At 63.5% G+C, this 24,241-nt stretch carries 22 protein-coding genes and 1 tRNA gene; 13 read left to right on the top strand and 10 right to left on the bottom strand.

Features of this window, described 5'->3' with window-relative positions; genetic code table 11:
• Positions 1-127: 127 nt before the first annotated feature.
• Positions 128-1,711 (top strand): MFS transporter, encoded by a 1,584-nt coding sequence (locus HHL14_RS24415; RefSeq protein ID WP_169500152.1) that lies wholly within the window; start codon positions 128-130, stop codon positions 1,709-1,711.
• A 135-nt stretch (positions 1,712-1,846) separates the two neighbouring features.
• Here HHL14_RS24415 and HHL14_RS24410 read toward each other — a convergent pair whose 3' ends face one another.
• The 5 genes from HHL14_RS24410 to HHL14_RS24390 form a co-directional block, all read right to left on the bottom strand.
• Complete coding sequence (locus HHL14_RS24410; protein ID WP_169500151.1) at positions 1,847-2,773, bottom strand: CysB family HTH-type transcriptional regulator; 927 nt, start codon at positions 2,771-2,773, stop codon at positions 1,847-1,849.
• Between the two features lie 151 nt (positions 2,774-2,924).
• Entirely contained in the window at positions 2,925-3,983 is a 1,059-nt protein-coding gene (locus HHL14_RS24405) for a sulfate/molybdate ABC transporter ATP-binding protein (RefSeq protein ID WP_169500150.1), read from the bottom strand.
• Complete coding sequence (gene cysW, locus HHL14_RS24400; RefSeq protein WP_169500149.1) at positions 3,984-5,006, bottom strand: sulfate ABC transporter permease subunit CysW; 1,023 nt, start codon at positions 5,004-5,006, stop codon at positions 3,984-3,986.
• Positions 5,003-5,911, bottom strand: coding sequence for a sulfate ABC transporter permease subunit CysT (cysT, locus tag HHL14_RS24395; RefSeq protein WP_169500148.1), 909 nt, complete (start codon positions 5,909-5,911; stop codon positions 5,003-5,005). Before cysT ends, cysW begins: the two co-directional genes overlap by 4 nt.
• A gap of 234 nt (positions 5,912-6,145) precedes the next feature.
• Positions 6,146-7,183 (bottom strand): sulfate ABC transporter substrate-binding protein, encoded by a 1,038-nt coding sequence (locus tag HHL14_RS24390; protein ID WP_169500147.1) that lies wholly within the window; start codon positions 7,181-7,183, stop codon positions 6,146-6,148.
• A gap of 311 nt (positions 7,184-7,494) precedes the next feature.
• Between HHL14_RS24390 and lexA the strand changes: the two genes are divergently transcribed.
• From lexA to HHL14_RS24375, 3 genes are all read left to right on the top strand, one after another.
• The gene (gene lexA, locus HHL14_RS24385; RefSeq protein WP_169500146.1) at positions 7,495-8,145 is read left to right on the top strand and encodes a transcriptional repressor LexA; all 651 of its coding nucleotides are present in this window, start codon (positions 7,495-7,497) and stop codon (positions 8,143-8,145) included.
• Positions 8,146-8,261: 116 nt separating this feature from the next.
• Positions 8,262-8,606, top strand: a complete 345-nt coding sequence (locus HHL14_RS24380; protein ID WP_169500145.1) for a hypothetical protein — start codon at positions 8,262-8,264, stop codon at positions 8,604-8,606.
• Between the two features lie 150 nt (positions 8,607-8,756).
• Positions 8,757-9,368: a DUF2939 domain-containing protein gene (locus HHL14_RS24375; protein WP_169500144.1), complete on the top strand. Its 612-nt coding sequence runs from the start codon at positions 8,757-8,759 to the stop codon at positions 9,366-9,368.
• A gap of 215 nt (positions 9,369-9,583) precedes the next feature.
• Here HHL14_RS24375 and HHL14_RS24370 read toward each other — a convergent pair whose 3' ends face one another.
• On the bottom strand, positions 9,584-10,051 hold the full coding sequence (locus tag HHL14_RS24370) for a universal stress protein (protein ID WP_169500143.1): 468 nt from the start codon (positions 10,049-10,051) through the stop codon (positions 9,584-9,586).
• A gap of 496 nt (positions 10,052-10,547) precedes the next feature.
• On the opposite strand from HHL14_RS24370, the gene nodI reads away from it, so the two are divergent.
• Both nodI and HHL14_RS24360 read left to right on the top strand, forming a co-directional pair.
• Complete coding sequence (gene nodI / locus HHL14_RS24365; protein WP_169500142.1) at positions 10,548-11,462, top strand: nodulation factor ABC transporter ATP-binding protein NodI; 915 nt, start codon at positions 10,548-10,550, stop codon at positions 11,460-11,462.
• Between the two features lie 80 nt (positions 11,463-11,542).
• On the top strand, positions 11,543-12,370 hold the full coding sequence (locus tag HHL14_RS24360) for an ABC transporter permease (RefSeq protein WP_169500141.1): 828 nt from the start codon (positions 11,543-11,545) through the stop codon (positions 12,368-12,370).
• Between the two features lie 176 nt (positions 12,371-12,546).
• Here HHL14_RS24360 and HHL14_RS24355 read toward each other — a convergent pair whose 3' ends face one another.
• Entirely contained in the window at positions 12,547-12,969 is a 423-nt protein-coding gene (locus HHL14_RS24355; protein ID WP_169500140.1) for a hypothetical protein, read from the bottom strand.
• 360 nt (positions 12,970-13,329) lie between these two features.
• Positions 13,330-14,310: a LysR family transcriptional regulator gene (locus tag HHL14_RS24350; RefSeq protein WP_169500139.1), complete on the bottom strand. Its 981-nt coding sequence runs from the start codon at positions 14,308-14,310 to the stop codon at positions 13,330-13,332.
• A gap of 282 nt (positions 14,311-14,592) precedes the next feature.
• Between HHL14_RS24350 and HHL14_RS24345 the strand changes: the two genes are divergently transcribed.
• Positions 14,593-15,981 (top strand): M20 family metallopeptidase, encoded by a 1,389-nt coding sequence (locus HHL14_RS24345; protein ID WP_169500138.1) that lies wholly within the window; start codon positions 14,593-14,595, stop codon positions 15,979-15,981.
• A gap of 186 nt (positions 15,982-16,167) precedes the next feature.
• On the opposite strand, the gene HHL14_RS24340 is transcribed toward HHL14_RS24345, so the two are convergent.
• Positions 16,168-17,220, bottom strand: coding sequence for an NADP(H)-dependent aldo-keto reductase (locus HHL14_RS24340; protein ID WP_169500137.1), 1,053 nt, complete (start codon positions 17,218-17,220; stop codon positions 16,168-16,170).
• A gap of 287 nt (positions 17,221-17,507) precedes the next feature.
• Between HHL14_RS24340 and HHL14_RS24335 the strand changes: the two genes are divergently transcribed.
• The 3 genes from HHL14_RS24335 to HHL14_RS24325 all read left to right on the top strand — a co-directional run bounded on the left by HHL14_RS24335 (position 17,508) and on the right by HHL14_RS24325 (position 19,808).
• Positions 17,508-17,732 (top strand): DUF3820 family protein, encoded by a 225-nt coding sequence (locus HHL14_RS24335; protein ID WP_169500136.1) that lies wholly within the window; start codon positions 17,508-17,510, stop codon positions 17,730-17,732.
• A gap of 329 nt (positions 17,733-18,061) precedes the next feature.
• Positions 18,062-18,310, top strand: a complete 249-nt coding sequence (locus tag HHL14_RS24330; protein WP_169500135.1) for a hypothetical protein — start codon at positions 18,062-18,064, stop codon at positions 18,308-18,310.
• 1,165 nt (positions 18,311-19,475) lie between these two features.
• Complete coding sequence (locus HHL14_RS24325; RefSeq protein WP_169500134.1) at positions 19,476-19,808, top strand: hypothetical protein; 333 nt, start codon at positions 19,476-19,478, stop codon at positions 19,806-19,808.
• A 233-nt stretch (positions 19,809-20,041) separates the two neighbouring features.
• Here the strand turns inward: HHL14_RS24325 and HHL14_RS24320 are convergent, their stop codons facing one another.
• The gene (locus HHL14_RS24320) at positions 20,042-20,311 is read right to left on the bottom strand and encodes a hypothetical protein (protein ID WP_169500133.1); all 270 of its coding nucleotides are present in this window, start codon (positions 20,309-20,311) and stop codon (positions 20,042-20,044) included.
• Positions 20,312-21,216: 905 nt separating this feature from the next.
• On the opposite strand from HHL14_RS24320, the gene HHL14_RS33300 reads away from it, so the two are divergent.
• From HHL14_RS33300 to HHL14_RS24305, 3 genes are all read left to right on the top strand, one after another.
• Positions 21,217-21,606, top strand: a complete 390-nt coding sequence (locus tag HHL14_RS33300; protein WP_230413175.1) for a nitroreductase family protein — start codon at positions 21,217-21,219, stop codon at positions 21,604-21,606.
• Positions 21,607-21,753: 147 nt separating this feature from the next.
• Complete coding sequence (gene dusA / locus HHL14_RS24310) at positions 21,754-22,755, top strand: tRNA dihydrouridine(20/20a) synthase DusA (protein ID WP_169500132.1); 1,002 nt, start codon at positions 21,754-21,756, stop codon at positions 22,753-22,755.
• 89 nt (positions 22,756-22,844) lie between these two features.
• A tRNA-His gene (locus tag HHL14_RS24305) sits at positions 22,845-22,920 on the top strand.
• Positions 22,921-24,241 lie beyond the last annotated feature (1,321 nt).

Genomic DNA, 24,241 nt, shown 5'->3' with positions numbered 1-24,241 from the left:
GGAAAAATCGTCGTCAGTGGGAATAAAAATCCCCGATATAGTACATCGGACGTGATGCCGATCGAGTTGCCATCCGTCCGTGTACGCCGGTCGTGTACGAACCAGGGCGCCTTGCCCCGCACTCTTCATGACACTTTCCCGCTCTCCCCGCAATGCCGTCGCGCTCGCCGCGGTGTGCCTGACGTCGCTGATGTTCGGCCTCGAAATTTCCAGTGTGCCGACCGTGCTCCCCACCCTTGAAAGCGTGCTGCACGCGGATTTCAAGGCGCTTCAATGGATCATGAACGCCTACACGCTCGCCTGCACCACCGTGCTGATGGGCACCGGCGCGCTGGCGGACCGCTTCGGACGCAAACGCATCTACGTCGCCAGCTGCGTGATGTTCGGGATCACCTCGCTCGTTTGCGGGCTCGCGCAGAGCGCGTCCGTTCTGATTGTCAGCCGCTTTTTTCAGGGCATGGGCGGCGGCGCGATGCTGATCTGCCAGGTGGCCGTGCTTTCGCATCAGTTTCAGGCGGGGCGCGAACGCAGCAACGCGTTCGGCATGTGGGGCATCATCTTCGGCATCGGCCTCGGTTTCGGGCCGATCATCGGTGGGCTGATCGTCGCGGTCGCCAACTGGCAGTGGGTCTTTCTGATCCACGCGTTGATCTCGATCGTGGCGCTCGGCCTCATCTTCGCGGGCGTGCAGGAGTCGCGCGACCCTCATGCGCAACATCTCGACGTCGCCGGCATGCTCACGCTTTCCGCGTCGTGTTTCGGCCTCGTTTATTTCATTACGCAGGGACCCGATCTCGGCTTGGGCAGCCCCGCCGCGTTAAGCATCGTCGCGGCGACGGCGTTGAGTTTTATCGCGTTCCTTGTTGTCGAGAAACGCAGCCCTCGGCCGATGTTCGACTTTTCCGTGTTCCGGATCCGGCCGTTTTCAGGCGCGCTGTGCGGGTCGATGGGCATGAACTGCAGTTACTGGCCGTTCATGATCTATCTACCGATTTATTTTCAGGGCGCGCTCGGCTACACGAACGTGAAATCGGGACTGTCGCTGCTCGCCTATACGCTGCCGACGCTGGTCGTACCGCCGCTTGCCGAGCGGCTTGCGCTGCGCTTCGACGCGCGCCGGGTCATTCCGCTCGGCATGTTCACGATCGGTCTCGGCTTCATGCTGATGCGCTACGGCGCGGGGATGGCGCACGCGAGCTGGCTCACGATGCTGCCGGGAAGCCTGCTATGCGGCGCCGGGCTGGGCCTGACCAATACGCCGGTCACCAATACGGCCACCGGCTCGGTCTCGCCGAACCGTGCGGGCATGGCGTCGGGTATCGATATGAGCGCGAGACTGATCAGCCTCGCCATCAATATCGCGCTGATGGGTTACCTGCTCGTCGAAGGCGTGCTGTCTTATCTCACTCGCGCGCTTCCCGGTTTTTCCGACACCGCATCGCTGCGTTCGCTCGCGGAACAGGTGGCCGCCGGCAATCTCGCGAGTCTCGCGAACCTCGCGCGGGACAGCGCGACGCTCACGACTGCCGATCCGCACGGCGCGCTCCTTCATGCGGCGCTCGTGCACGGCTTCGGCGTCGTGATGCTGTACGCGATGATCGCTGCCTGGGCCCTGGCGCTGCTCAGCGTCGTCGCGTTCGGAGCGGGCCCCACGCGCGCGCATTGCGCGACCTCCACGCTGGATAAGGACGCGTGTCGCCCGAGCATGTAGCGCATCCGTATGCGCTCGATGGGATATTCATGCGTTCGGATTTGCCGAACACCGTGCAGACGAACTACATGCACACGTGAACGCGGCTTCACGCCGCGTCCACGCGAACACTACCGCAGCAAAGCTGCCCAGGCTTTAAACCGCCTCGCGCAACTGCGCCGCGATCTCCGCCTCGTTCAGTTGTGGCGCGAACATCTCGATCAGCCGGTACGCGTATGCGCGCAGGAACGCGCCCTTGCGCAAGCCGACGCGCGTCGTGCTCGCCTCGAACAGATGCTGGGTATCGAGCGCGACGAGTTCGGTGTCGCGCTTCGGGTCGTAGGCCATCGCCGCGACCACGCCGATGCCCATGCCGAGTTCGACATAGGTCTTGATCACGTCGGCGTCGATCGCGGTCAGCACGACGTCGGGCAACGCGCCCGCTTTCGCGAACGCCTGGTCGATGTGCGAGCGGCCCGTGAAGTCCTGGTCGTAGGTGACGATCGGGAATTCGGCGATCTCGTCGAGCGTCAGATTTTCACGACCGACGAGCGGATGGTCCTTCGGCACCACCACCACGTGATGCCACGAATAGCACGGGAACGTGACGATGTCGGGGAAGCGGTCGAGCGCCTCGGTCGAGATGCCGATATCGGCCTCGCCGTTGATGATCATCTGCGCGATCTGCTGCGGGCTGCCCTGGCGCAGCGCCAGATGCACCTTCGGGAACACCGCCGTGAACTGCCGCACCACCTTCGGCAGCGCATAGCGCGCCTGCGTGTGGGTGGTCGCGACGACCAGGTGGCCGCTGTCCTGATCCGCGTACTGACGCGCGACGCGGCGCAGATTCTCCGCGTCGAGCAGCATCCGCTCGATCAGCTGATGCACCGCCTTGCCCGGTTCGGTCAGGCCCGTGAGCCGCTTGCCGCGACGAATGAAAATGTCGACGCCGAGTTCGTCCTCGAGGTCCTTGATCTGCTTCGACACGCCCGACTGCGACGTGTACAGCACGTTCGCGACTTCGGTCAGGTTCATGTTCTGCCGCACCGCTTCGCGCACGAAGCGCAGTTGCTGGAAATTCATCGATGTGTCTCCGGTTCTGCCAGAGTTGAGTTATTGGAGCCGCTGACTGGAGACACGGATTCGGTCTGCCCAGCCGGGCTGATACGTTTTCTCTCCTGTCGCACCCGCCGCGCCGCGTTGCCGCTCATTGCAGCGCGACGGTCCATCCATGTCACTGCGCCGGGAACACGCGCAATGCGCGCGGCACCGCGGTCACGCCGTCGCCGACCGCGAGTTGCAGATCGCGCCACGTCTCGCGATCGAGTTCCGCTTCGAGCAGATTGCCTTCGCGGCCGGCCAGCTCGACGCGTACCGAGCCGCCGAGCGTCACCACGCGCCGCACATCGACGACAATCCCCTCGCGATGCCCGGCCGCCTGCGGATACAGCTGCAGATCGTGCGGCCGCACGTACGCGAACGCCGGACCGCTGAAGCCCGCCGCAATCGCAACCGGCAACGCCGCGCCATCGACGACGAAACCCTGCGCATCCACGTTGCCGTGCAAGCGGTTCGCCGCGCCGAGAAACTCGTAGACGAACGGCGTCTGGGGATGATCGTAGACCTCCTGCGGACTGCCCACCTGCTCGACGTGCCCGCGATTGAGCACGACGATGCGATCGGCCACTTCGAGCGCCTCTTCCTGATCGTGCGTGACGAAGATCGTCGAGATATGCAGATCGTCGTGCAAACGACGCAGCCAGCTGCGCAATTCCTTGCGCACCTTCGCGTCGAGCGCGCCGAACGGCTCGTCGAGCAGCAGCACCTTCGGCTCCACCGCCAACGCGCGCGCCAGCGCGATGCGCTGCCGCTGCCCGCCCGACAGCTCCGACGGATAGCGCTGCGCGAGCCAGTCGAGCTGCACGAGCTTCAGCAGTTCATGCACCTTCTCGCGAATCACCTTCTCCGACGGACGCTCCTTGCGCGGCTTCACGCGCAGCCCGAACGCGACGTTCTCGAACACCGTCATATGACGGAACAGCGCGTAATGCTGGAACACGAAGCCCACTTCGCGCTCGCGCGCGCCGACTTCGGCAACGTTCTGGCCTTGCAGCTCGACCTGACCGCCGTCCGCGTATTCGAGGCCGGCGATCACCCGCAGCAAGGTCGTCTTGCCGCAACCGGACGGCCCGAGCAGCGCGACGAGTTCGCCCGGCGGGAAGTCGAGCGATACGTCGTCGAGCGCGACGAAATCGCCGAAACGCTTTTGCAGGTTACGAACGGTGATACCCATTTACAGCTCTCCTTGCTTGAGCGGGTGTCGCTGCGACGCAGGCGCGGCGTTGACGAAAATCGAATGAGAAGCGGACTGCGCGTGAGCGGCTTGCGAAGAAGCGCCGGCTGGCGCAACAGCCGGCGCCGGCCCCGCATACGCGGGCACGTCGCTCGCGGCCGACAGTTCCGCCGACATGTGGCGCTCGGCCAGCAGCTTCAGCCCGAGCGTCACGAGCGCGAGCAACGCGAGCAGCGACGCCACCGCGAACGCGGCCGAGAAGTTGTATTCGTTGTAGAGAATTTCGACGTGCAACGGCATCGTGTCGGTCTGGCCGCGAATATGCCCCGACACCACCGACACCGCGCCGAACTCGCCCATCGCGCGCGCATTGCACAGAATCACGCCGTACAGCAGGCCCCATTTGACGTTCGGTAGCGTGACGCGACGGAAAATCTGCCAGCCCGACGCGCCGAGCACGTGCGCGGCTTCTTCCTCGTCGTTGCCCTGCGCCTGCATCAGCGGAATCAGTTCGCGCGCGACGAACGGGAACGTGACGAAGATCGTCGCGAGCACGATGCCCGGCACCGCGAAAATGATCTGCACGTTATGGTCCTGCAGCCACGGGCCGAACCAGCCCTGCGCGCCGAACATCAGCACGTAGATCAGACCGGAGATCACCGGCGACACCGAAAACGGCAGATCGATCAGCGTGGTCAGCAGCGCCTTGCCGCGAAACTCGAACTTCGCGATGCACCACGACGCCGCGAGGCCGAACACGAGATTCAGCGGCACCGCGATCGCGGCGGTGATCAATGTCAATTTGATCGCGGACAGCGCATCCGGATCGGCGAGCGATTCGAAGTAGAAACGCAGCCCCTTGTTGAGCGCCTGATAGAACACCGCGACGAGCGGCACGACGAGGAACAGCGCGAGAAACAGCAGCGCAATGCCGATCAGCAGCCAGCGCACCGCGCGCGGCTCGCTAACCGGGTCGGGACGGCGCGCTGCCACATTCAGCGGCGTAGTCGGAACGCGGTTCATTGCGCACCTCCACCGATGGCCGCGACGTTCGCCGCACCGGTCGCGACCGTGGGAGCCGGTCCCGCGCTGCCGCGACTCGTACGCCGCTGCAGATACCACTGCAGCGTATTGATCAACAGCAGCATCACGAACGACACCACCAGCATCACCACCGCGAGCGCCGTCGCGCCCGCATAGTCGTACTGCTCGAGCTTCGTGATGATCAGCAGCGACGTGATCTCCGACTTCATCGGCACGTTGCCGGCAATAAAAATCACCGAGCCGTATTCGCCGAGCGCGCGCGCGAACGCGAGCGCGAAGCCGGTCAGCAGCGCGGGAAACACGGCCGGCAGCACGACGCGGCGAAACGTCAGCCAGCGCGATGCGCCGAGGCACGCGGCGGCCTCTTCCTGCTCGCGCTCGTACTCCTCGAGCACCGGCTGCACCGTGCGCACGACGAACGGCAGGCCGATAAAGGTCAGCGCGACCAGCACGCCGGCCGGCGTGAACGCGATCCTGATGCCGAGCGGCTCCAGAAACTGACCGATCCAGCCATTGCCCGCATACACGGCCGCGAGCGAAATGCCGGCCACCGAGGTCGGCAGCGCGAACGGCAGATCGACCACCGCATCGACGATGCGCTTGAACGGAAAGGTGTAGCGCACCAGCACCCACGCGACCAGAAAGCCGAACACCGCATTGATCAGCGCGCCGCCGAGCGCCGAAAAAAACGTCAGCCGATACGACGCCAGCACGCGCGGCGACGTGACCGCGCGCACGAACTGATCCCAGTCGAGCGTCGCGGTTTTCAGGAAGGTCGCCGCCAACGGAATCAGCACCACGAGGCTCAGATAAGCCACCGTGATGCCGAGTGTCAGGCCAAAGCCGGGCAGCGCGCTCGGCTTGCGGAAGGTCAAGGTGGTCATGCTGGAGACTCGTTCATGGTTGATGCTCGCGCGGTTGTGTCGTGTTGCCGGGTTGTCCGGTCGTTGTGTTGCTGCATTGTGTTGCGGTGTTGCTGCGTTGCGGTGTTGCTGCGTTACTGGCCACCATGTGGCCACCTGCATGGCCAACCGCGTCCGGTTAGCCAAAAGCGCGCCTCCTGGGCGCGCCCTTTTCGCCGCCGCCCGAGCTTCGGGCGGCGCCTGTCGATACGGCTGTTACTGCGGCTGATAGATCGAATCGAACACGCCGCCGTCCGCGAAATGGGTCTTCTGCGCGTTGGTCCAGCCGCCGAACGAGTCGTCGATCGTGTACAGCTTCAGCTTCGGAAATTTCGCGGTCAGCTCGGCCGGCACCTTGTTCGAACGCGGCCGATAGAAGTTACGCGCGGCGATCTCCTGGCCCTCCTCGCTATACAGGAAGTTCAGATACGCTTCGGCGAGCTTGCGGGTGCCGTGTTTGTCGACCACCTTGTCGACCACCGCGACCGGCGGCTCGGCGAGAATGCTCACCGACGGCACGATGATCTCGAACTTCTCGGGCCCGAACTCCTTCAGCGACAGGAATGCCTCGTTTTCCCACGCGATCAGCACGTCGCCGATACCGCGCTGCACGAAGCTGGTGGTCGCGCCGCGCGCGCCCGAATCGAGCACACCCGCATTTTTATAGAGCTTGCCGATGAACTCCCTGGCCTTCTGGTCGTTGCCGCCCGGCTGATGCGCGGCATACGCCCATGCGGCCAGATAGTTCCAGCGCGCGCCGCCCGAGGTCTTCGGATTCGGCGTCACGATCGATACGCCCGGTTTCACCAGATCGTCCCAATCCTTGATGTGCTTCGGGTTGCCCTTGCGCACGAGGAACACGATCGTCGACGTGTACGGCGATGCGTTGTCGGGCAGCCGCTTCTGCCAGCCCTTGTCGAGCAGGCCCTTGTTGGCGAGCGCATCGATGTCGTAAGCGAGCGCGAGCGTGACGACATCGGCCTGCAGGCCATCGAGCACCGAGCGGGCCTGCGCGCCCGAGCCGCCGTGCGACTGCTTGAAGGTGACCGACTCGCCGGTCTTCGCCTTCCATTCCTTGCCGAAAGCCTGATTGACGTCCTGATAGAGCTCGCGCGTCGGATCGTAGGAAACGTTCAGCAGCGTCGTGTCGGCGTGCACCGCGCCGCTCGCGCCGAGCATGCCGGCCGCGCCGACGGCCAACGCCGCGAACAGTCTTCTGGCGCGGCCCGCAAGCCCCGTATGCCGATGGTTCATGTCAACTTTCTCCACGTGATGGTCCGCTTGTGAGCGTCTGATGTTGTTTTGCGTCGCGGTCACGTGCACATGAGCGCCAACCCGGAAGCCAGTCTATCGAAGCGCTTTCATCATTAAAAATAATGTTTATTCATTTTTTAATACGCAAAAGTGGTAACGGCAGACGCGTTCGCCGCCGCAACGTCCGAACCGACGCGATGACGCGGGAAAACGACGCCGCGGCATGGTCGTCACGACGAACTTAAAGTAAAGCTTGAATTGCGCCGAATACTGTATAAAAATACAGTCACCTGTTCATACATACAGTGGCCATGACCAAACTCACCGCACGACAGCAGCAGGTTTTCGATCTGATCCGCCGCGCCATCGAGCGCACCGGCTTTCCGCCCACCCGCGCGGAGATCGCCGCCGAATTGGGCTTCAGCTCGGCCAATTCCGCGGAAGAGCACCTGCGCGCGCTGGCACGCAAGGGCGTGATCGAACTCGCGGCCGGCGCGTCGCGCGGCATCCGCCTGCTCGCGGGGCAAGACGATGCGCCGCACCAGTTCACGCTGCCGCATGCCGGGCTGATGCAGCTGTCGCTGCCGCTCGTCGGCCGGGTCGCGGCGGGTAGCCCGATCCTCGCGCAGGAACATATCTCGCAGCACTATGCGTGCGACCCGGCGCTGTTCTCGAGCAAGCCGGACTACCTGCTGAAGGTGCGCGGGCTGTCGATGCGCGACGCGGGCATTCTCGACGGCGACCTGCTCGCGGTGCAAAAGCGCAGCGAAGCGAAAGACGGCCAGATCGTCATCGCGCGGCTCGGCGACGACGTCACCGTCAAGCGCCTGAAGCGGCGCCCGAACGGGCTCGAACTGATTGCCGAGAACCCCGATTACGACAACATCTTCGTCGCCAGCGGCAGCGCGGATTTCGCGCTCGAAGGGATCGCCGTCGGGCTGATCCGCCCCGGCGAGTTCTGATCTTTATAGCCGCATCCCGGACCACCCGCCGAATCTTCTGCCGGCCCCTCGTCGGACCGTTCGCGCCGGTTTGTCCAACCCAAGCTGCATTTACGTCGCATCGCCTGGAGAGACTCATGGAACGCCTTGCCCGCCTGCTGCCTTTTCGCCAGTTCGGTCGTCTGCGCCATCTGCGCAAGCTCACGCCCTGCGCCCCGATCGAGACATCCGCGGCGCACACGCCGTCGCTGTTCGACGAGCCGGTGCAAAACGCGGGGCTGCCGTCGTCGTTGCCGGCCTTCGCGCGCGTGTCGCTGAATGCGGGCCTCAATCTCGCCGAACCCGCCCGTCGCGCGCCGGTGCGGGTCTATCATGGGCCGTCGCGACTGATCATGGTCGGCACGGTCGACGCCGTATGCCGTATGATCGACCGGTGCATAGCCGACGAAGCCAACGTGCACGGCGCGGTGTTCGAGGGTTGAGCAAAGGTTGCGCGAAGCGTGAGCAAATCCGGGCGAATTCCGAGCAGGCATTCGGAGCGCATTGAATGTTTCAGATATTCGTCCGGGATGGGATCGTTTCGACCTCGCCGTGGTCCACGTTAGATCATTACTGACGGGGAGTCCCATTCGATGAGAGTTCCGAAACGTATTCAGGGCAGCGCCACCCGGCCACTGCTGATCACGCTGGTTGTGGTGATCGTGATTGCCGCGCTGGGATTTGTTTATGCGTCGCCGTATATCGCGGTGAACAATCTGAAACGCGCGGCCGATGCGCGAGACGTGCAAACGGTCAATCAATACGTCGACTTTCCCGCGTTACGCGACAGCCTGAAGCAGCAGGTCGGCGCGATGCTGACGCGCCGGCTCGAAGCCGACGCCGGTAACAAGATGGCCACGATCGGCGCGGTGATCGGCGTCACGCTGATTGGTCCGCTGGTCGACGCGTACGCAACGCCCGACGGCGTTTCGGCGCTGCTCAACGGCATGCCGCCGCGCGGCACGCCAGGCGAGCAACCCGCCGCGCCACCAGCCGGCGGTACCGACGCAGCGCCCGCCGCGGCCGACAACGGTAGTCAACCCAACGCTGCGCCGCCCGAACGAAAAGGCACGGCCGGCTATCGCAGCCTCAATGAATTTGCCGTCACCTACCAGCGTGGCGAAGGCAACGCGAATTACTCGGCGATCTTCCGGCGCGAAGGCCTGATCACGTGGAAGCTCGCGGCGATCAATCTGAACGAATGATGTGAAAGCGGGGGGAGCGGAGACGTCGCGGGTTATCCGCTCCCAGCGCTTCGGAAGCCGGCCATCGCGGCCCATCCGCATGAGCCCGGCAACATGAAGCCAGCCAGATAGGCGACATATTCCGATCGCTCCGCATCAGCCGCCTCGCTGCGAAGCCATTCAAGCCGTGCCGCCCGCCTCCCAACCGCGAGCGGTACGAATCCCACTCAATCCCGCTACGCCGCGGCGGCCTGCTGCTGTTCCTGCCCGGATGAACAGGCCACCAGAATGCTGCACGACACCCGGTCGAGTAGCGGCGTATTGCCCGCCCCCATCCACCAGCGCGACAAACCGGTCCGGCAGCGATGGCCGACCACCACGAGATCGACCTGCAATTCGTTGGCGAGGTTGGCGATCTCGTCGATCGGATGGCCGAATGCGAAATGCCCTTGCGCGTTCACGCCGCGCTCGGTCAGCCAGTTCACGCCCTCCTGCAGAATTTCGCGGGCGGTTTTTTCAAAGCTGCCGCAGGCGACATCGGTCAACAGCCCCGCGCTTTGCGCAATGCTCGAACGCATGTCGACGACGGAAAGCAAATGCGTTTCCGCCTTCAGGTCCAATGCCAGATCGGCGCCGCAACGCAGGGCTTTGCGGCCTTCGCGCGAGCCGTCGTAGCACAACAGGATTTTCTGGTAGCTCGCCATCGTTTTCTCCCTTCGCGCGGAAAGCGCGGTCTGAATCAATCATGGTGCGCCGCAATTCGACTTGCAAGAGATGGAAAACGCTAAGTGCATCACCGGTGCATCGTGATCCAGTCTGCACAGGCGTTGGGCGATAGCGGCCGGGATCGTGCATGCGGATGCGGCGGTGCAAAACGCGGAGCGTCAGTTTGTCCTTCCTCTCGCAGCCCATGGTGCGCGCCTGGTTTCGGCTACGTTGCCCGCCGGCGCGGTACCGACGCAGGTTCCCGCGTTTCGTGCAACCGCCACCACGGCGCGCATCCCACCACGCGCTGCCCAACTACACCCGCACCGACAGCGCGCCTGGCACCAACATCACCAACATCGCATGCATGACGCGTTCCCGGACACGCGTTCGCCGCGCCAAGCGATACCCTAGAATAGGCGATTGCTTACCGGCCATTCCGGCCGCGCAGGCGCGTCGCATGTGCTGCGCGTTCCTTGGAGCCTCGATCGATCTATGCCCGCCGCACCCATCGAATTCCACCAGGTCAGAAAGAGCTACGGCGAAAAAACGGTCGTCGACGGTTTGTCCTTCCATGTGAACGCCGGCGAATGCTTTGGCCTGCTCGGCCCCAACGGCGCGGGCAAGACCACGACGCTGCGGATGCTGCTCGGCATCGCGTCGCCCGACGCCGGCGCGATTCGCCTGTGCGGCGAGCCGATTCCGGGTCGCGCGCGGATCGCGCGTTCGCGCGTCGGCGTGGTGCCGCAGTTCGATAACCTCGATCCCGATTTCACCGTGCGCGAAAACCTGCTGGTGTTCGGCCGCTACTTCGGCCTGAGCGCCGCGCAGTGTCGCGACGCGGTGCCTGGACTGCTCGAATTCGCGCGCCTCGAAAGCAAGGCCGACGCGCGCGTGAGCGAGTTGTCGGGCGGCATGAAACGACGCCTCACGCTCGCGCGCGCATTGATCAACGATCCCGACGTGCTGATCATGGACGAACCGACCACCGGGCTCGATCCGCAGGCGCGTCATCTGATCTGGGAGCGGCTGCGCTCGCTGCTCGCGCGCGGCAAGACGATCCTGCTGACCACGCACTTCATGGAGGAAGCCGAGCGGCTGTGTCATCGGCTGTGCGTAATCGAGGAAGGACGCAAGATCGCCGAGGGCGCGCCGAACGAGTTGATCGCCTCGGAAATCGGCTGCGACGTGATCGAGATCTATGGTCCCGATCCGCAGGCATTGCGCGACGAACTCGCGCCGCTCGCCGAGCGCACCGAGATCAGCGGCGAGACGCTGTTCTGCTACGTGAACGACGCGCAACCGGTGCACGCGCGGCTCAAAGGGCGTGCCGATCTGCGCTACCTGCATCGGCCGGCGAATCTCGAAGACGTGTTTCTGCGGCTCACCGGCCGCGAGATGCAGGACTGAGCACGCCGCACGCACAACACCACAGCGACACGAAACGCTTGAAACGCACGAAATACAAGAGACGACACCCGAGACCTCCAATGGACGCACGCACCTACGAAACCCACGACGGCACGCCGTCGGCGCAGCACCCGTTCGCCGCCTTCCCCGCCAACGCGGTGAACTGGATCGCGGTGTGGCGCCGCAACTACCTGGTGTGGAAGAAGCTCGCGATCGCGTCGATGTTCGGCAACCTCGCCGATCCGATGATCTATCTGTTCGGTCTGGGCCTCGGGCTCGGGCTGATGGTCGGACACGTCGACGGTGTCTCGTACATCGCGTTCCTCGCGGCGGGCACGGCGGCATCGAGCGTGATGATGTCGGCGAGCTTCGAGTCGATGTACTCGGGTTTTTCGCGCATGCACGTGCAGCGCACGTGGGAAGCGATCATGCATACGCCGCTGTCGCTCGGCGACGTGGTGCTCGGCGAGGTGGTGTGGGCCGCCAGCAAGTCGGTGCTGTCGGGTATCGCGATCATGCTGGTGGCCAGCGCGCTCGGCTACGCGAATTTTCCGTCGATGCTGCTCGCGCTGCCGATCATCGTGCTCGCCGGCCTCGCGTTCGCGAGCGTCGCGATGATCGTGACGGCGCTCGCACCGTCGTACGACTTTTTCATGTTCTACCAGACGCTCGTCCTCACGCCGATGCTGCTGCTCTCCGGCGTGTTCTTTCCGACCTCGCAACTGCCCGCCGCCGCGCAGGCGGTGACCGCCGCGTTGCCGCTCGCGAATGCGGTCGATCTGATCCGCCCGGCGATGCTCGGGCGGCCACTCGAGCACGCGCTGCTGCACGTGAGCGTGCTGGCTGCCTATGCGATCGGCGGTTTCGTCGTGTCGGCAATCCTGTTTCGGCGCCGGATGATGAAGTAGGCGCGAAATCGGGACGAGGCGACGCGCGAGGTCGGTCGCGCATCATTCCATTCGCGAGACCAACCACGCATCATGCGAAAACGGCCATACGTAGGCACATTTCGCATGATCCCGCGCCGAACCGACGCTACGTCGTCTCCCTCGAATCGACGCGCTCGTGCGTCAATCCTCGCGCATCAATCCTCATCGTCGGTCCACGGAATCTCGACGTCGGAGATGAACGCGACCGTCGCGAACGGGCCGCCCTCGTGACGCCCGATCTTGCCGTCGGCGCGCTGCCACTCGACCCGGAACACCGTGCCCGGATCGTCCGCGATCAGTCGCACCGTGCGCAGTTCGTCGGGATCGGAATCCTCGACGGGACCATCGAGCGAGATCAGCAGTGCCTGCGGCCACAGGCCGTCGGCGGGATCGTAAATCTTGTCGCCGTCGTGGATCAGCGTGAAGGCTTCCACGCCGATGGTCGCCGATGCATCGACGATCATCCTCGCGAGCGTACGCAACAACGCGGTCGCGCGCGCCGAATTGGCCTGCCGGATTGCCAGATCGCCGCGCGTGAGCGCCTGCTCGAGTTTCGGATTGGTTTTCTGTTGCGCCATTGAGGTCCGGGTCCTATCGCTTTGTGGTTGGCGGCGTGTCGTCGGAACGACGTGCCGCGTTTGCTGTTGGGGTTGAATTCCGCCCGCCGCCGGCGCGTCGCGGCATCACGCGCTGCACGGTGCGCCTGCGGTGAGACTGTCATGGTCGTGTCGTTGTTCTACCGTTATTCGTCATCGCTGCTCGTGAACGTTGCGCACGCTGTCGAGCGCTACGGGGTGCTCTCCGGGCCGCCACCAGCACGTCTTCGCGGTACCGTCCATCCGGGCGGCCGCCTCCGTCACAGTTTAGGTCGTGATTCGGCTTCCGGGAGGACATTTGCCCGTTTATCGGGCACGCACCGCGATTTTTCGTTGTATTCCTCATTCGGCTTGCGTACGCCGCGACACCCGCTTGCCGCGTGCGCGGCCCGCTTTCGACGCCGGCACATCGGCCGATTTCGCGTCGGCGATCCGCGCGATCAGATGATCGCGAAACGCGCGGACCGACGGGGGCAGCTCGCGTCCGGCCATCGTCTGCACCTGGATGCTGCGCTGGCGCATCTGCGGATCGGTCAGCGGAATCACCACGAAGCCGTCGTCCTCATAGCGATCGCGCACCGTCAGCAGCCCGGTGAACATGATCGCGCCGGACTTCTGCGCATAGCGATACATCGAGCCGCTGTTGTTGCAGATCAGATCCGGCTCGAGCAGGATGCCTTCGAGCGCGCAGGTAATGTCGATCAACTGACGAATCGTCGTGCCCGCCTCCGACAACACCAGCGGATAGCGGCTCACCTCGGCCAGCGACAGCTTCGCGCGCGCGGCCAGCGGATGATCCGCGCGCATCAGCGCGAGCACCGGCGCGCGCTCGGTGTGCTCGACCTTGACGCCCTTCTCCGGCGCGAGGCTGAAGGTCATCGCGAGATCGACGTCGCCGTCGCGCACGAACCGGGTTGCGTCGGCCGGCGACATCACGGACAGCGTGAAATCGATGCCGGGATGCGCGCTACGAAAATCCGCGATCGCGGCGGGCAGGAAGTCGACCGCGAAGCCTTCGGCGGTCGCGACCTTGACACGACTGCCATGCAGACTCGCGAGACCGCCGATTTCCTTCATCACGTGCTCAGCTTCGAGCAGGCTGCGCTGCGCATAGCCGAGCAGTCGCTCGCCGGCCTCGGACAACGCCATGCCGCGCGGCCGCCGCTCGAACAGCGTCGCACCGAGTTCGCTTTCGAGTCGCGCGATCTGCCGGCTGATCGCCGACACCGCGACGTGCAGCCGCTCGGATGCGTCGCTCAACGAACCGCTGCGCGCGACTTCGACGAAATAGCGCAACGCGATGCCGTGCAGGGAACGTGCCATTCTGGGCGCCTCACTCCAGTCGATTGCAACGATGAGCGGCGCGCATGCGACAGCGCACGCGCGGCAGGGTTTGGGCTGCTTTGCCTTTCCGGCAACGCAAGCTTCGAAACACGATCATTGTGACAAAAATAACGCGCTTCTAGAATCGGTCGCAACGTGTTGGCCGGAAAATGGCATTCACTGTCGTTCACACGACGCCCCGCCACGCCCCGATGCGTTGCGCGGCTCCGGCCATCGAGCGTCGCATCCCCTTCCCCACGATTTCCGCATTGGAGACATCCCATGAGCCGCACCCAGGCGATCGAACACGCTGCCCGACATTTCGACTCCGGCGCCTTTCTCGCCGATCTGAACCGGCGCGTCGGCTTTCGCACCGAAAGCCAGGAGAGCGATCGCGGCGCGCTGCTGCTGTCCTACCTGACCGACGAGATCGTGCCCGAGGCGCAACGCCTCGGCTTCCGCACCCGCATCGTCGATAACCCGGTGGACGGCTTCGGCCCGTTCCTGATCGCGGAGCGCCACGAAGGCGACGCGCTGCCGACTGTGCTGATCTACGGTCATGGCGACGTCGTGCGCGGCTACGACAGCCAATGGCGCGCGCCGCTGACGCCGTGGGCGGTGACGGTCGAAGGCGAACGCTGGTTCGGCCGCGGCACCGCCGACAACAAGGGCCAGCACTCGATCAACCTCGCCGCGCTCGCCAGCACGCTCGCCGCGCGCGACGGCAAGCTCGGCTTCAACACCAAACTGCTGATCGAGATGGGCGAGGAAACCGGCTCGCCGGGGCTCGACGCGATCTGCCGCGCGCATCGCGACGAACTCGCCGCCGACGTGCTGATCGCCTCGGACGGCCCGCGTCTCGCCGCGCGCCGCCCGACCGTGTTTCTCGGCTCGCGCGGCGCGGTCAATTTCAAGCTGTCGCTGAACCTGCGCGACGGCGCGCATCACTCCGGCAACTGGGGCGGCCTGCTGCGCAACCCGGCGACGGTGCTCGCGAATGCGCTCGCGTGTCTCGTCGATGCACGCGGCGTGATCGCGGTCGACGGCCTGCGTCCGCCGCCGATTCCCGAAGCCGTGCGCCGCGCGCTGGCCGACATCGCGGTCGGCGGCGGCCCCGGCGACCCCACCGTCGACGACAACTGGGGCGAACCGGGCCTGAGCGCGCCGGAGCGCGTATTCGGCTGGAACAGCTTCGAGGTGCTCGCGCTCAAGGCGGGCAACCCGGAGAATCCGGTCAATGCGATTCCGCCGTCGGCGTTCGCGGTGTGCCAGTTGCGCTTCGTGGTCGGCACCGACTGGGAGAATCTCGGCCGCTATCTGCGCGAGCATCTCGATGCGCACGGGTTTCAGCAGGTCGAGGTCGACGTCGAACGCGGCGCACCGGCCACGCGTCTCGATCCGGACGATCCGTGGGTCACGTGGGCGATCGCATCGCTCGAGCAGACCACCGGCAAGAAGACCGCCGTACTGCCGAATCTCGGCGGCACGCTGCCGAACGAAGTATTCGCCGATACGCTCGGGCTGCCGACGATCTGGGTTCCGCATTCGTATCCGGCGTGCTCGCAGCATGCGCCGAACGAACACCTGCTCGCCCCGGTCGTGCGCGAAGGCCTGCAGATGATGGCGGGACTGTTCTGGGATCTGGGCGAGAATTCGCCGCATCGGGGATAAGCGGCTCGGGCGCTTGAGGCTGGCAGAAAAACCGGCCTCGCTATTGCCCTCGTTACTGCGGATCTTGCGGATATCGCAGATGACCTGCAGGTTGCCCCGGCATTCGAGCCGGGGCGACTGACACTTCCTTTTCCACGTTGAAGCAGGTCGGGCGACCCGCTCCAACGTACGCCTCACACTGACGGCTTACGGCGCCGGATTCGGCTGTAGTTCGTGCAGCTTGTCGATCTCAGCCAGCACTTCCGGCGACAGCTTCACGTCCGCGCTCGCGATGTTTTCCTTCAACTGCTCGAGCGAGGTCGCGCCGATCAGATTGCTGGTCACGAACGGCCGGCTATTGACGAACGCAAGCGCGAATTGCGCGGGCGTCATGCCGTGACGCTTCGCGAGTTCGACGTAACGCGTGGTCGCCTGCACCGCCTGCGGCTTGCTGTAGCGCTGGAAGCGCTCGAACAGCGTGATGCGTGCGCCTTCCGGACGCGCGCCGCCTTCGTACTTGCCCGACAGCCAGCCGAACGCGAGCGGCGAATACGCGAGCAGACCGATGTTGTCGCGATGCGCGTACTCGGACAGACCCGCTTCATACGTGCGGTTCAGCAGGCTGTACGGATTCTGGATGCTGACGATACGCGGCAGGCCGAGCTTTTCGGCCGCGCGCAGAAACTGCGCGACGCCCCACGGCGTTTCGTTCGACACGCCGATATGGCGCACCTTGCCCGCCTTGACGAATTCGGCGAGCACGCTGAGCGTTTCCTCGATCGGCACCGTGTACGCGTCGTCGACCCACGGATATGCCGGGCGGCCGAACGTCATCGTGCTGCGATCCGGCCAGTGCAGCTGATACAGATCGACGTAGTCCGTTTGCAGACGCTTGAGGCTGTCGTTGAGCGCTTCGGTCAGGTTCTTGCGATCGAACTGGTTGCCCTCGCCACGGATATGACGCGGATTGTGCGGCTGACGCGCGGGGCCGGCAATCTTGGTAGCGAGCACGATCTTCTCGCGCGCGCTCTTGTGCTGCGCGAGCCACGTGCCGATGTAGCGCTCGGTCGAGCCCTGCGTTTCGGCGCGCGGCGGCACCGGGTACATTTCGGCGGTATCGATCAGGGTCACGCCATGATCGAGCGCGTAGTCGATCTGCGCATGCGCTTCCTGTTCGGTGTTCTGCTCGCCCCACGTCATCGTGCCGAGACCAATCAGGCTGACCTGCACGTCGGAGTCGCCGAGTCTGCGGTATTCCATCTAACTTGTCCTGTTGAAGAGGTAATCGGAAAGCGCAGACGTTACCACGCCGGCGCAAGACCTGCACACGCTAGAATGCGAAGCCGCGCGGCGTGTTTGTGCTGACCATGCGTTGACAGTGCGCTGACGATGCGCCGGCTGCGTGAATGAATGCGTCGCATGGCGGCATGCTTTTGCTTCGCGCTTCGTTGCATCTCATTGCACCTCGTTGCGTTTCGTTGCGCCTCATTACGCGTTGCCGCGCATTCCTCGCCATCCGATTACTCCCAGCTTGCCATCGCGTTGCCATGAATCCCGAACACCTCCAACTGCTGGTTACGCGTGAAATGCCTTACGGGAAATATAAAGGCCGCCTGATTGCCGAGCTGCCCGGTCACTATCTGAACTGGTTCGCGCGGGAAGGCTTTCCGCCCGGCGAGATCGGCCGGCTGCTCGCGTTGATGCACGAGATCGATCACAACGGTCTGAAGCCGCTGCTCGAACCGTTGCTCAAGTCGGTCGGCAAACGCTGAGGCAAACGCGAAGGCAAACGTTGAAGCAAACGTTAAGGCACGCGTCGATACCTGCCTTCGTACGAGCGCCGACACGCGCGTGATGAAAGCCGCGTGAAGCCTTATCAAGCCCGCTGAAAGTCGCTCGACAGGCAAGCTGCAAGCAAGCACTGTCAGTAAAAAATTTATACAGTCTTTTTCTTGCGCATCGCAGGTGCGTAGGCTTTAATCGGCATAAGTCGTCGCGACGTCGGGTATCGAATGCGAACCCAGTCTGCCCCGTTCGTCGAGCTGTCACCTTGTGTTTCGACGTCGTCCGATCCTCCGCCTGCGTGTTTCCCAACCTGTCCATGCCCGACTTCAATCTGTCCGCGCTGCTCGAGTTTATCGGCCACGATCTGTCGCCCGTGTGCGCGGTCATCGTGTTCTTTCTGATCGGCTATGTGGTGGTCGGCTTGCCGGTGCATTTCCGTCAAGGCGCCGCCTCGCGCGACGTCTGGGGCACAGCCGCCGGCGTGACGATGGCCGCGTTGTACGCGGCGTTTCTCGTTGGCGTGTATCCGGTGCTGCATCATGTGAGTGCGGCTGTCGCGCGTTGATGCGTGGGGCGCGGTTCACGCTTTATTACGTCGCGTCTCGTGGTCTGGACATGCGGTGTCTGTCGGCTGCGACCGGTTCTTCTTCGGGACTCTGCAGTAGCGGTACGAGCAATTCGCGGCACGGCTGCAGGTGCCGTATCGAGCTTCTATAAAGCGGTTCGCGCGTCTGCGTCGAACTCGACGACCATGCTCTCGCTCCGCGTCGTTTCGTGAAACGCCGGGACAGCGTTCATTTCAGGCGGGTCCGCGATGCACGAGCAGGCGGCATGCGTAGGCTTCGAAATCGTCGGTCAATACCTCTTCATACCCTATCCCGATCGTCACGTCCGCAGGCGATATGCGTTGCCGGCGGGCAATCGATGCATCATACGCGTGACGGTAGCGACGCCACTTGTTGAGGTCGTCACCAGACGGTACGTCGTAAAAGATCCTTGAGAAAATCGACAGTCAGGTCTGCAACGGCAAATGTCAGCTTTTTAATAAAGCTCGTTCGGCTGCGTGAGAGGGATCAGGCCGATGTTGATGAAGTTGAACGGTATCTGCTGGCGAAGCGTGTGGTGTGTTCATCGCGTTGCGCCAACGCGCGCTGCATCCCTATGCAGATACTCGGCACCAAGCACACTCCACCGCCACTCGCAACGCATGACGCTCGATCCGCAACGGATCACCTCCCTTATTGCCCGATGCTGTTGACGAATATCTCGCCGAACTTGATGCGCGCGCACGACGATGTCCAGCTGAAAGTCGGGCTCTGGGTTACCTATCGACGATGGCCGAATCGAGGCACGCACCCTGCTGCAACGTCCGGAGAGCAAACACAATGGAGAGCGCGGTACGCACTCGGGAATGACACACGAATGACCGCACAGCAATGGCCACTCTATGCACGGCATGCAGATCTACGTCGAGGCCAAGGCTAATTGTCTGAACGAAACCTGATCACCCTGGCCTTCAATTTCGTTTCGCCTCCTTATCCGTGTGTTACGACCATCCGGCGTGTCAGACACAGAGAAATGTCGGGCAAGCACGAACGTCGCGAGATCCGGTTTCGTCGCACGAACCAAGCACGGATAACACCGTTTTCGCGCAGTAACGTGTGGACACAAATGCCGCTGAACTCTGCCGCGCGCGGATTTTCTGACGTCTTATATGCAAGGAGAAAATCGTGAGCAGGCTCATGGCGTCGATGACGCTGCTAGCGGCGGCAGCGAGTTTCACCGGATGCGCGGTCGCACCCGCGGGCTATGACTACGCGTACCCGCAGCCTTACTACCCGTATGCGTACGGACCGCCGTACGCGCCGGTGTATGGCACGGTCGGCATCTGGGGCGGCTTCGGCGGTCCGTGCTGCTATTACCACGGCGGCCACGGATACTGGCATGGCCCGCACAGCGGATGGCATGGCGGCCATGGCGGATGGCACGGCGGCGGCTATGGCGGCGTGCATGGAGGCGGAAGTGCGTGGAGCGGCGGCGGGATGGGAGGCCGGGGACACTGAGCGCGGCTGACGGAGCCGATCAGCGCAAGCAACGCTACGCAATTGCAACAGATTGACTCTGGACGTCAGACTGGTGCCCGATAAAGCAAAGCACAGCGGCATCGCATCAACTGCACGACAAGCATGCTCATGCGCTTGCAAATGCAATCAGGCGCCGGCATCCTGACTGGATGCGCGGCGCCTGACAGATCGCTGCCCGTACGGGCAGCGGATTCAACCGTGCGAGCGGCGGCTTACTGGCCGAAGAACACCGAGCGCGGACCCGAAGTGGGTTCAGCACGCGTGCCCGACTGCGACGACACGCTCTTCACACCACCGTATGCATTGGAGTCGTTGCTGGCGCGTTCGGCAGCGACGGTTTGCTCGTTCTGGCCTTGTTGCGAGGCCGGTGCGCCAACCGACGGATGATAGAACGGTGCCGGGCCGTAGCCGCTTGCGAAAGCGGGAGCGGCGATCGAGGCAGAAGCGGCAACCAGCAGGGCGGCGATAAACTTGGTCTTCATGGTAGGACTCCGATAGCGTTTCGACTGCATTCAGGAAGGCGTCGCAGGAGCCTATGAAGTAAGGTATCTGCGACATCAGTGAAGGCAGTGTATACCCCTACTATCGAAAATTTGTGTCGATAATCTGAAATTACTATTCCTCTTCTGAAAACAATCAATCAGACCTATACGCGACAAGGCTCAACAGTGGTCCGACCCCGTTGACCAAGCGTTTTTTTAGCCGGTTCAGGGCCAGTTATTTTTACCCAATCGGCATTGAATCGTATTCGACCACTGGCTTGAGGTTCGACATACCCGCGCGAATCGTCGACAATCGGACGCGCTCTCTCCGTTCAGACTGAACGCCGTCGGGTGGGGCCTCCCGGGATCCTAATCGGCTTCCAGTTCGACTGGTCGACGTAACCTCCCGGTCGACCAGATTGCGTCGCCTGTGAACCGTCACCTTGCCGATGCCGCAGTTTTCTCCTTTCATGACGGTTGGGGCATCCCCCCGATACCACAAGGTCTGTGCCTCTCGACGAGGTTTGCCAGCGTAGAAAACAGGCTTGAAAACGTGCAATGCTGAGATTCACCCAGGCTGCAGGGGCCGCCTGCCGACCTGTTCCTTTGCTCAAGGAGGCGCCCGATGAAACGCCGTGAAGTGTTGGCTGTGCTGGCCGCAAGCGCGATTGCCGAGGTTTCCACCAGCCCGGCGCAGGCGAGCCCGGCGCAGTACACCAAAGAAATCGAATTGCCGAAGCCCAAAACTGCCGGCACGGTTTCCCTCGAGGACGCCATCGCGCGGCGCCGGTCCGTGCGCACCTTCGGCCCGGACCCGCTGCCCGTCGACACCATCGGTCAGTTGCTGTGGGCCGGACAGGGCGTGACCAGCCCGGACGGCAAGCGCGCGGCGGTCGGCCGGCGCTTTGTATGCGCTCGACCTCTACGTGGTAACCGCCACGGAGATCATGCACTACCTGCCTCAGGGCCACCGCGCCGAGACGCGGGCCTCGGCCGATTTGCGCCCCAAGCTCAAGTCGCTGGCACTCGGGCAGGCATCGGTTGGGGCAGCGCCGGCATTGCTGGTGGTGGCCTACGATCCCAGTCGGCTCGCCGCGCGATATGGCGCGCGAGCCAACCCGTACGCGAGCTACGAGGTCGGACACGCTGCGCAGAACATGTTGCTGCAAGCCACCGCGCTCGGGCTGGTGGCGGTGCCGGTGGCCGCCGTCGATGGAGCGCCGGCAGCACAAGCGCTCGGTTTGCCCGCCGGGCAAACCGTCATCTATCTGATTCCGGTGGGCTTTCCCGCCTGAACTGTTACGCGAGGGGGAACGTCGACACGCCGACGCATCCCCCCCGAGGCGGGCGCCTTCCTCACCGCACTGATCGAGCCTTCGCCCGCGGCGCTTGCAGGCCTTGCGGTAAAATTACTGTTTTGGTTCAACCCGTCTGGCCGTCCCATGTCTTTACCTCACTCCCCCAGCCCCCGCCGCATCTCCGTCGCGCCGATGATGGACTGGACGGATCGTCATTGCCGTTCGCTGCATCGGATGATTTCGCGTCACACGTGGCTGTACACGGAAATGGTGACGACCGGCGCGCTGCTGCACGGCGACGTGCCGCGTCATCTCGCGTTTACGCCCGCGGAAGCGCCGGTCGCGTTGCAACTCGGCGGCAGCGAGCCCGACGATCTCGCGCGTTCGGCCAAGCTCGGCGAGCAATGGGGTTACGACGAAATCAACCTGAACTGCGGCTGCCCGTCCGAGCGCGTGCAGCGCGGCGCATTCGGTGCGTGTCTGATGAACGAGCCGCAACTCGTCGCCGATTGCGTGAAGGCGATGCGCGACGTCGTGTCGGTGCCGGTGACCGTCAAGCATCGGATCGGTGTCGATGCGGTCGAGGAATACGGCTTCGTGCGCGATTTCGTCGGCACGATTGCCGAGGCGGGCTGCGAAGTGTTTATCGTCCACGCGCGCAACGCGATCCTGAAGGGTCTGAGCCCGAAGGAAAATCGCGAGATTCCGCCGCTCAAATACGACTACGCGTATCAGTTGAAGCGCGATTTTCCGCAGTTGGAGATCATCATCAACGGCGGCATCAAGACGCTCGACGAAGTCGAAACGCATCTTCAGCACGTCGACGGCGTGATGCTCGGGCGCGAGGCTTATCACAACCCGTACGTGCTCGCCGACGTGGACGCGCGCTTCTACGGAGCGACCGATGCACCGCTGACGCGTGAGCAGGTCGAAGCGCAACTGATCGAGTATTGCGCGGCGGAAATGGCGCGCGGCACGTATCTCGGCGCGATCACGCGCCATGCGCTCGGCCTTTATCGCGGCGAAGCGGGCGCGCGTGGCTGGCGTCGTGTGCTGTCCGACAGCAAGCGGCTCGCGGCGCGCGATCTGGCTATCTTCGACGAAGCAAGACAGCATCTGCGCGAGCCCATCGAAATTTTTGAATAAAGGACTAGGCAAACGCAAAACTAGTCCCTATAATCTCGTTTCTTCGTTGGCGAGACAAGTTTTTAAAACAAGTCAAGCAGACGTTAGTGGTGGCTGTAGCTCAGTTGGTAGAGTCCAGGATTGTGATTCCTGTCGTCGTGGGTTCGAGTCCCATCAGCCACCCCAGAGAATTCAAGCAAAAGCCCAGTCATCGCGACTGGGCTTTTTGCTTTCCGGGACCGTGTAGGCGCTGCGTGGGCCAATTCGATCAACGCAGATCAGTGGTCGGTTGCCCTCTTCCACCTTCAACTAGATCTGCGATCAAAAGCTATCACTTTCGCAAACCGCGTCGCATTCGGTCCGCGCCGCGTTAAACCGGAGCCTTACGGCGTAGATCTAGCCCTTGCTCAACGCGACAAAGTTCGGCACTGTGCAATCGATTTTGGCGCTTGCCACATGTTCGCCGCAACTGCATACGTCCGCTCAAGCCGAGGATGTTCCCAGCGGCAACACCCGATGGCTGGAAACGGTCATCTGCCACGTCAGACCCGCTCCGAGTCCTGTCGGCCCTATCCCTTCGCTTCAGTGGCATCGCGAAAGTATTGCGTGCCCCGCAAGTAGCGACCATTCGCCGCGCTGCCATTGCCGACACAACGGGCGCACAACCGGCACGACATTCCGTGGGCACGCAGCGCGCGATGCGCTAGCGCGGCGGACAAGCGCATGGGGTAACCCGCGGGCTGATTTGCGGCGGCTGACGCTGTGCTATCCAGTGCGCTCGACGCGAGCAGGCGTTGCGCGGCTTCAATGGCATCGCGCAACAAGACACTGTCGCCTATGTGTCCGAGGCCATCGGCCATCAACTCAATCACCGCGCTGGCGGCGCGCCGAGGGCGGCGCACATCAATAGTGGACTGCGCTGGAATTTCCGGAGCACTAGCGATCTGCCCCGCGCAATGAATAACCTGAGCCAGCGCCACCCCTTAAGGTGAATAAATAAAGTTTGGCATCCTTAACGATTGCGGAATATTTTAACCCGAGGCCATAGTAATGTGGCGCCCATAAAGATCGAGGGGGCACCCAGAGTTCCGCACCCTCGCTCACCTCGCATCCTGCCACCATTCCTTCGATCAGGAATGGACTCTACCGGCGTCACACTTCGCTTTGCGTGCCAAGCTACTGGCTCGTTATGCGGCCATCGCCTGCAAGGTATGCATGAGCAGAGAAAGACTTCGCGTGACCGTTCGCTATTCCCGCCCGCCAGCTACGACCGGTCAATCGGCAGTTACATTGCTCCGCGCAACTCGCGCGAGCAACGCAGCATTCGGTACACCAGCGCTGCCATTCTCATGAAACAGGCTAACGGGCAGCGCAATCGCAACTGCAATCGACTGGGCTTCCGAACGGACCGCTGCCATATGAATGGTGCGGCCGCAGATACCTTTACTGAGACCCGCCCCCGGCTAAATGGCGAACGTGTCCTAATTCTGCGTCCGGGACGCCTCGC

This window comes from Paraburkholderia antibiotica, assembly GCF_012927125.1.
GTDB lineage: Bacteria > Pseudomonadota > Gammaproteobacteria > Burkholderiales > Burkholderiaceae > Paraburkholderia > Paraburkholderia antibiotica.
The sequence above is the reverse complement of the archived record's forward strand: the minus strand, read 5'-3'. Positions and strand labels throughout refer to the sequence as shown.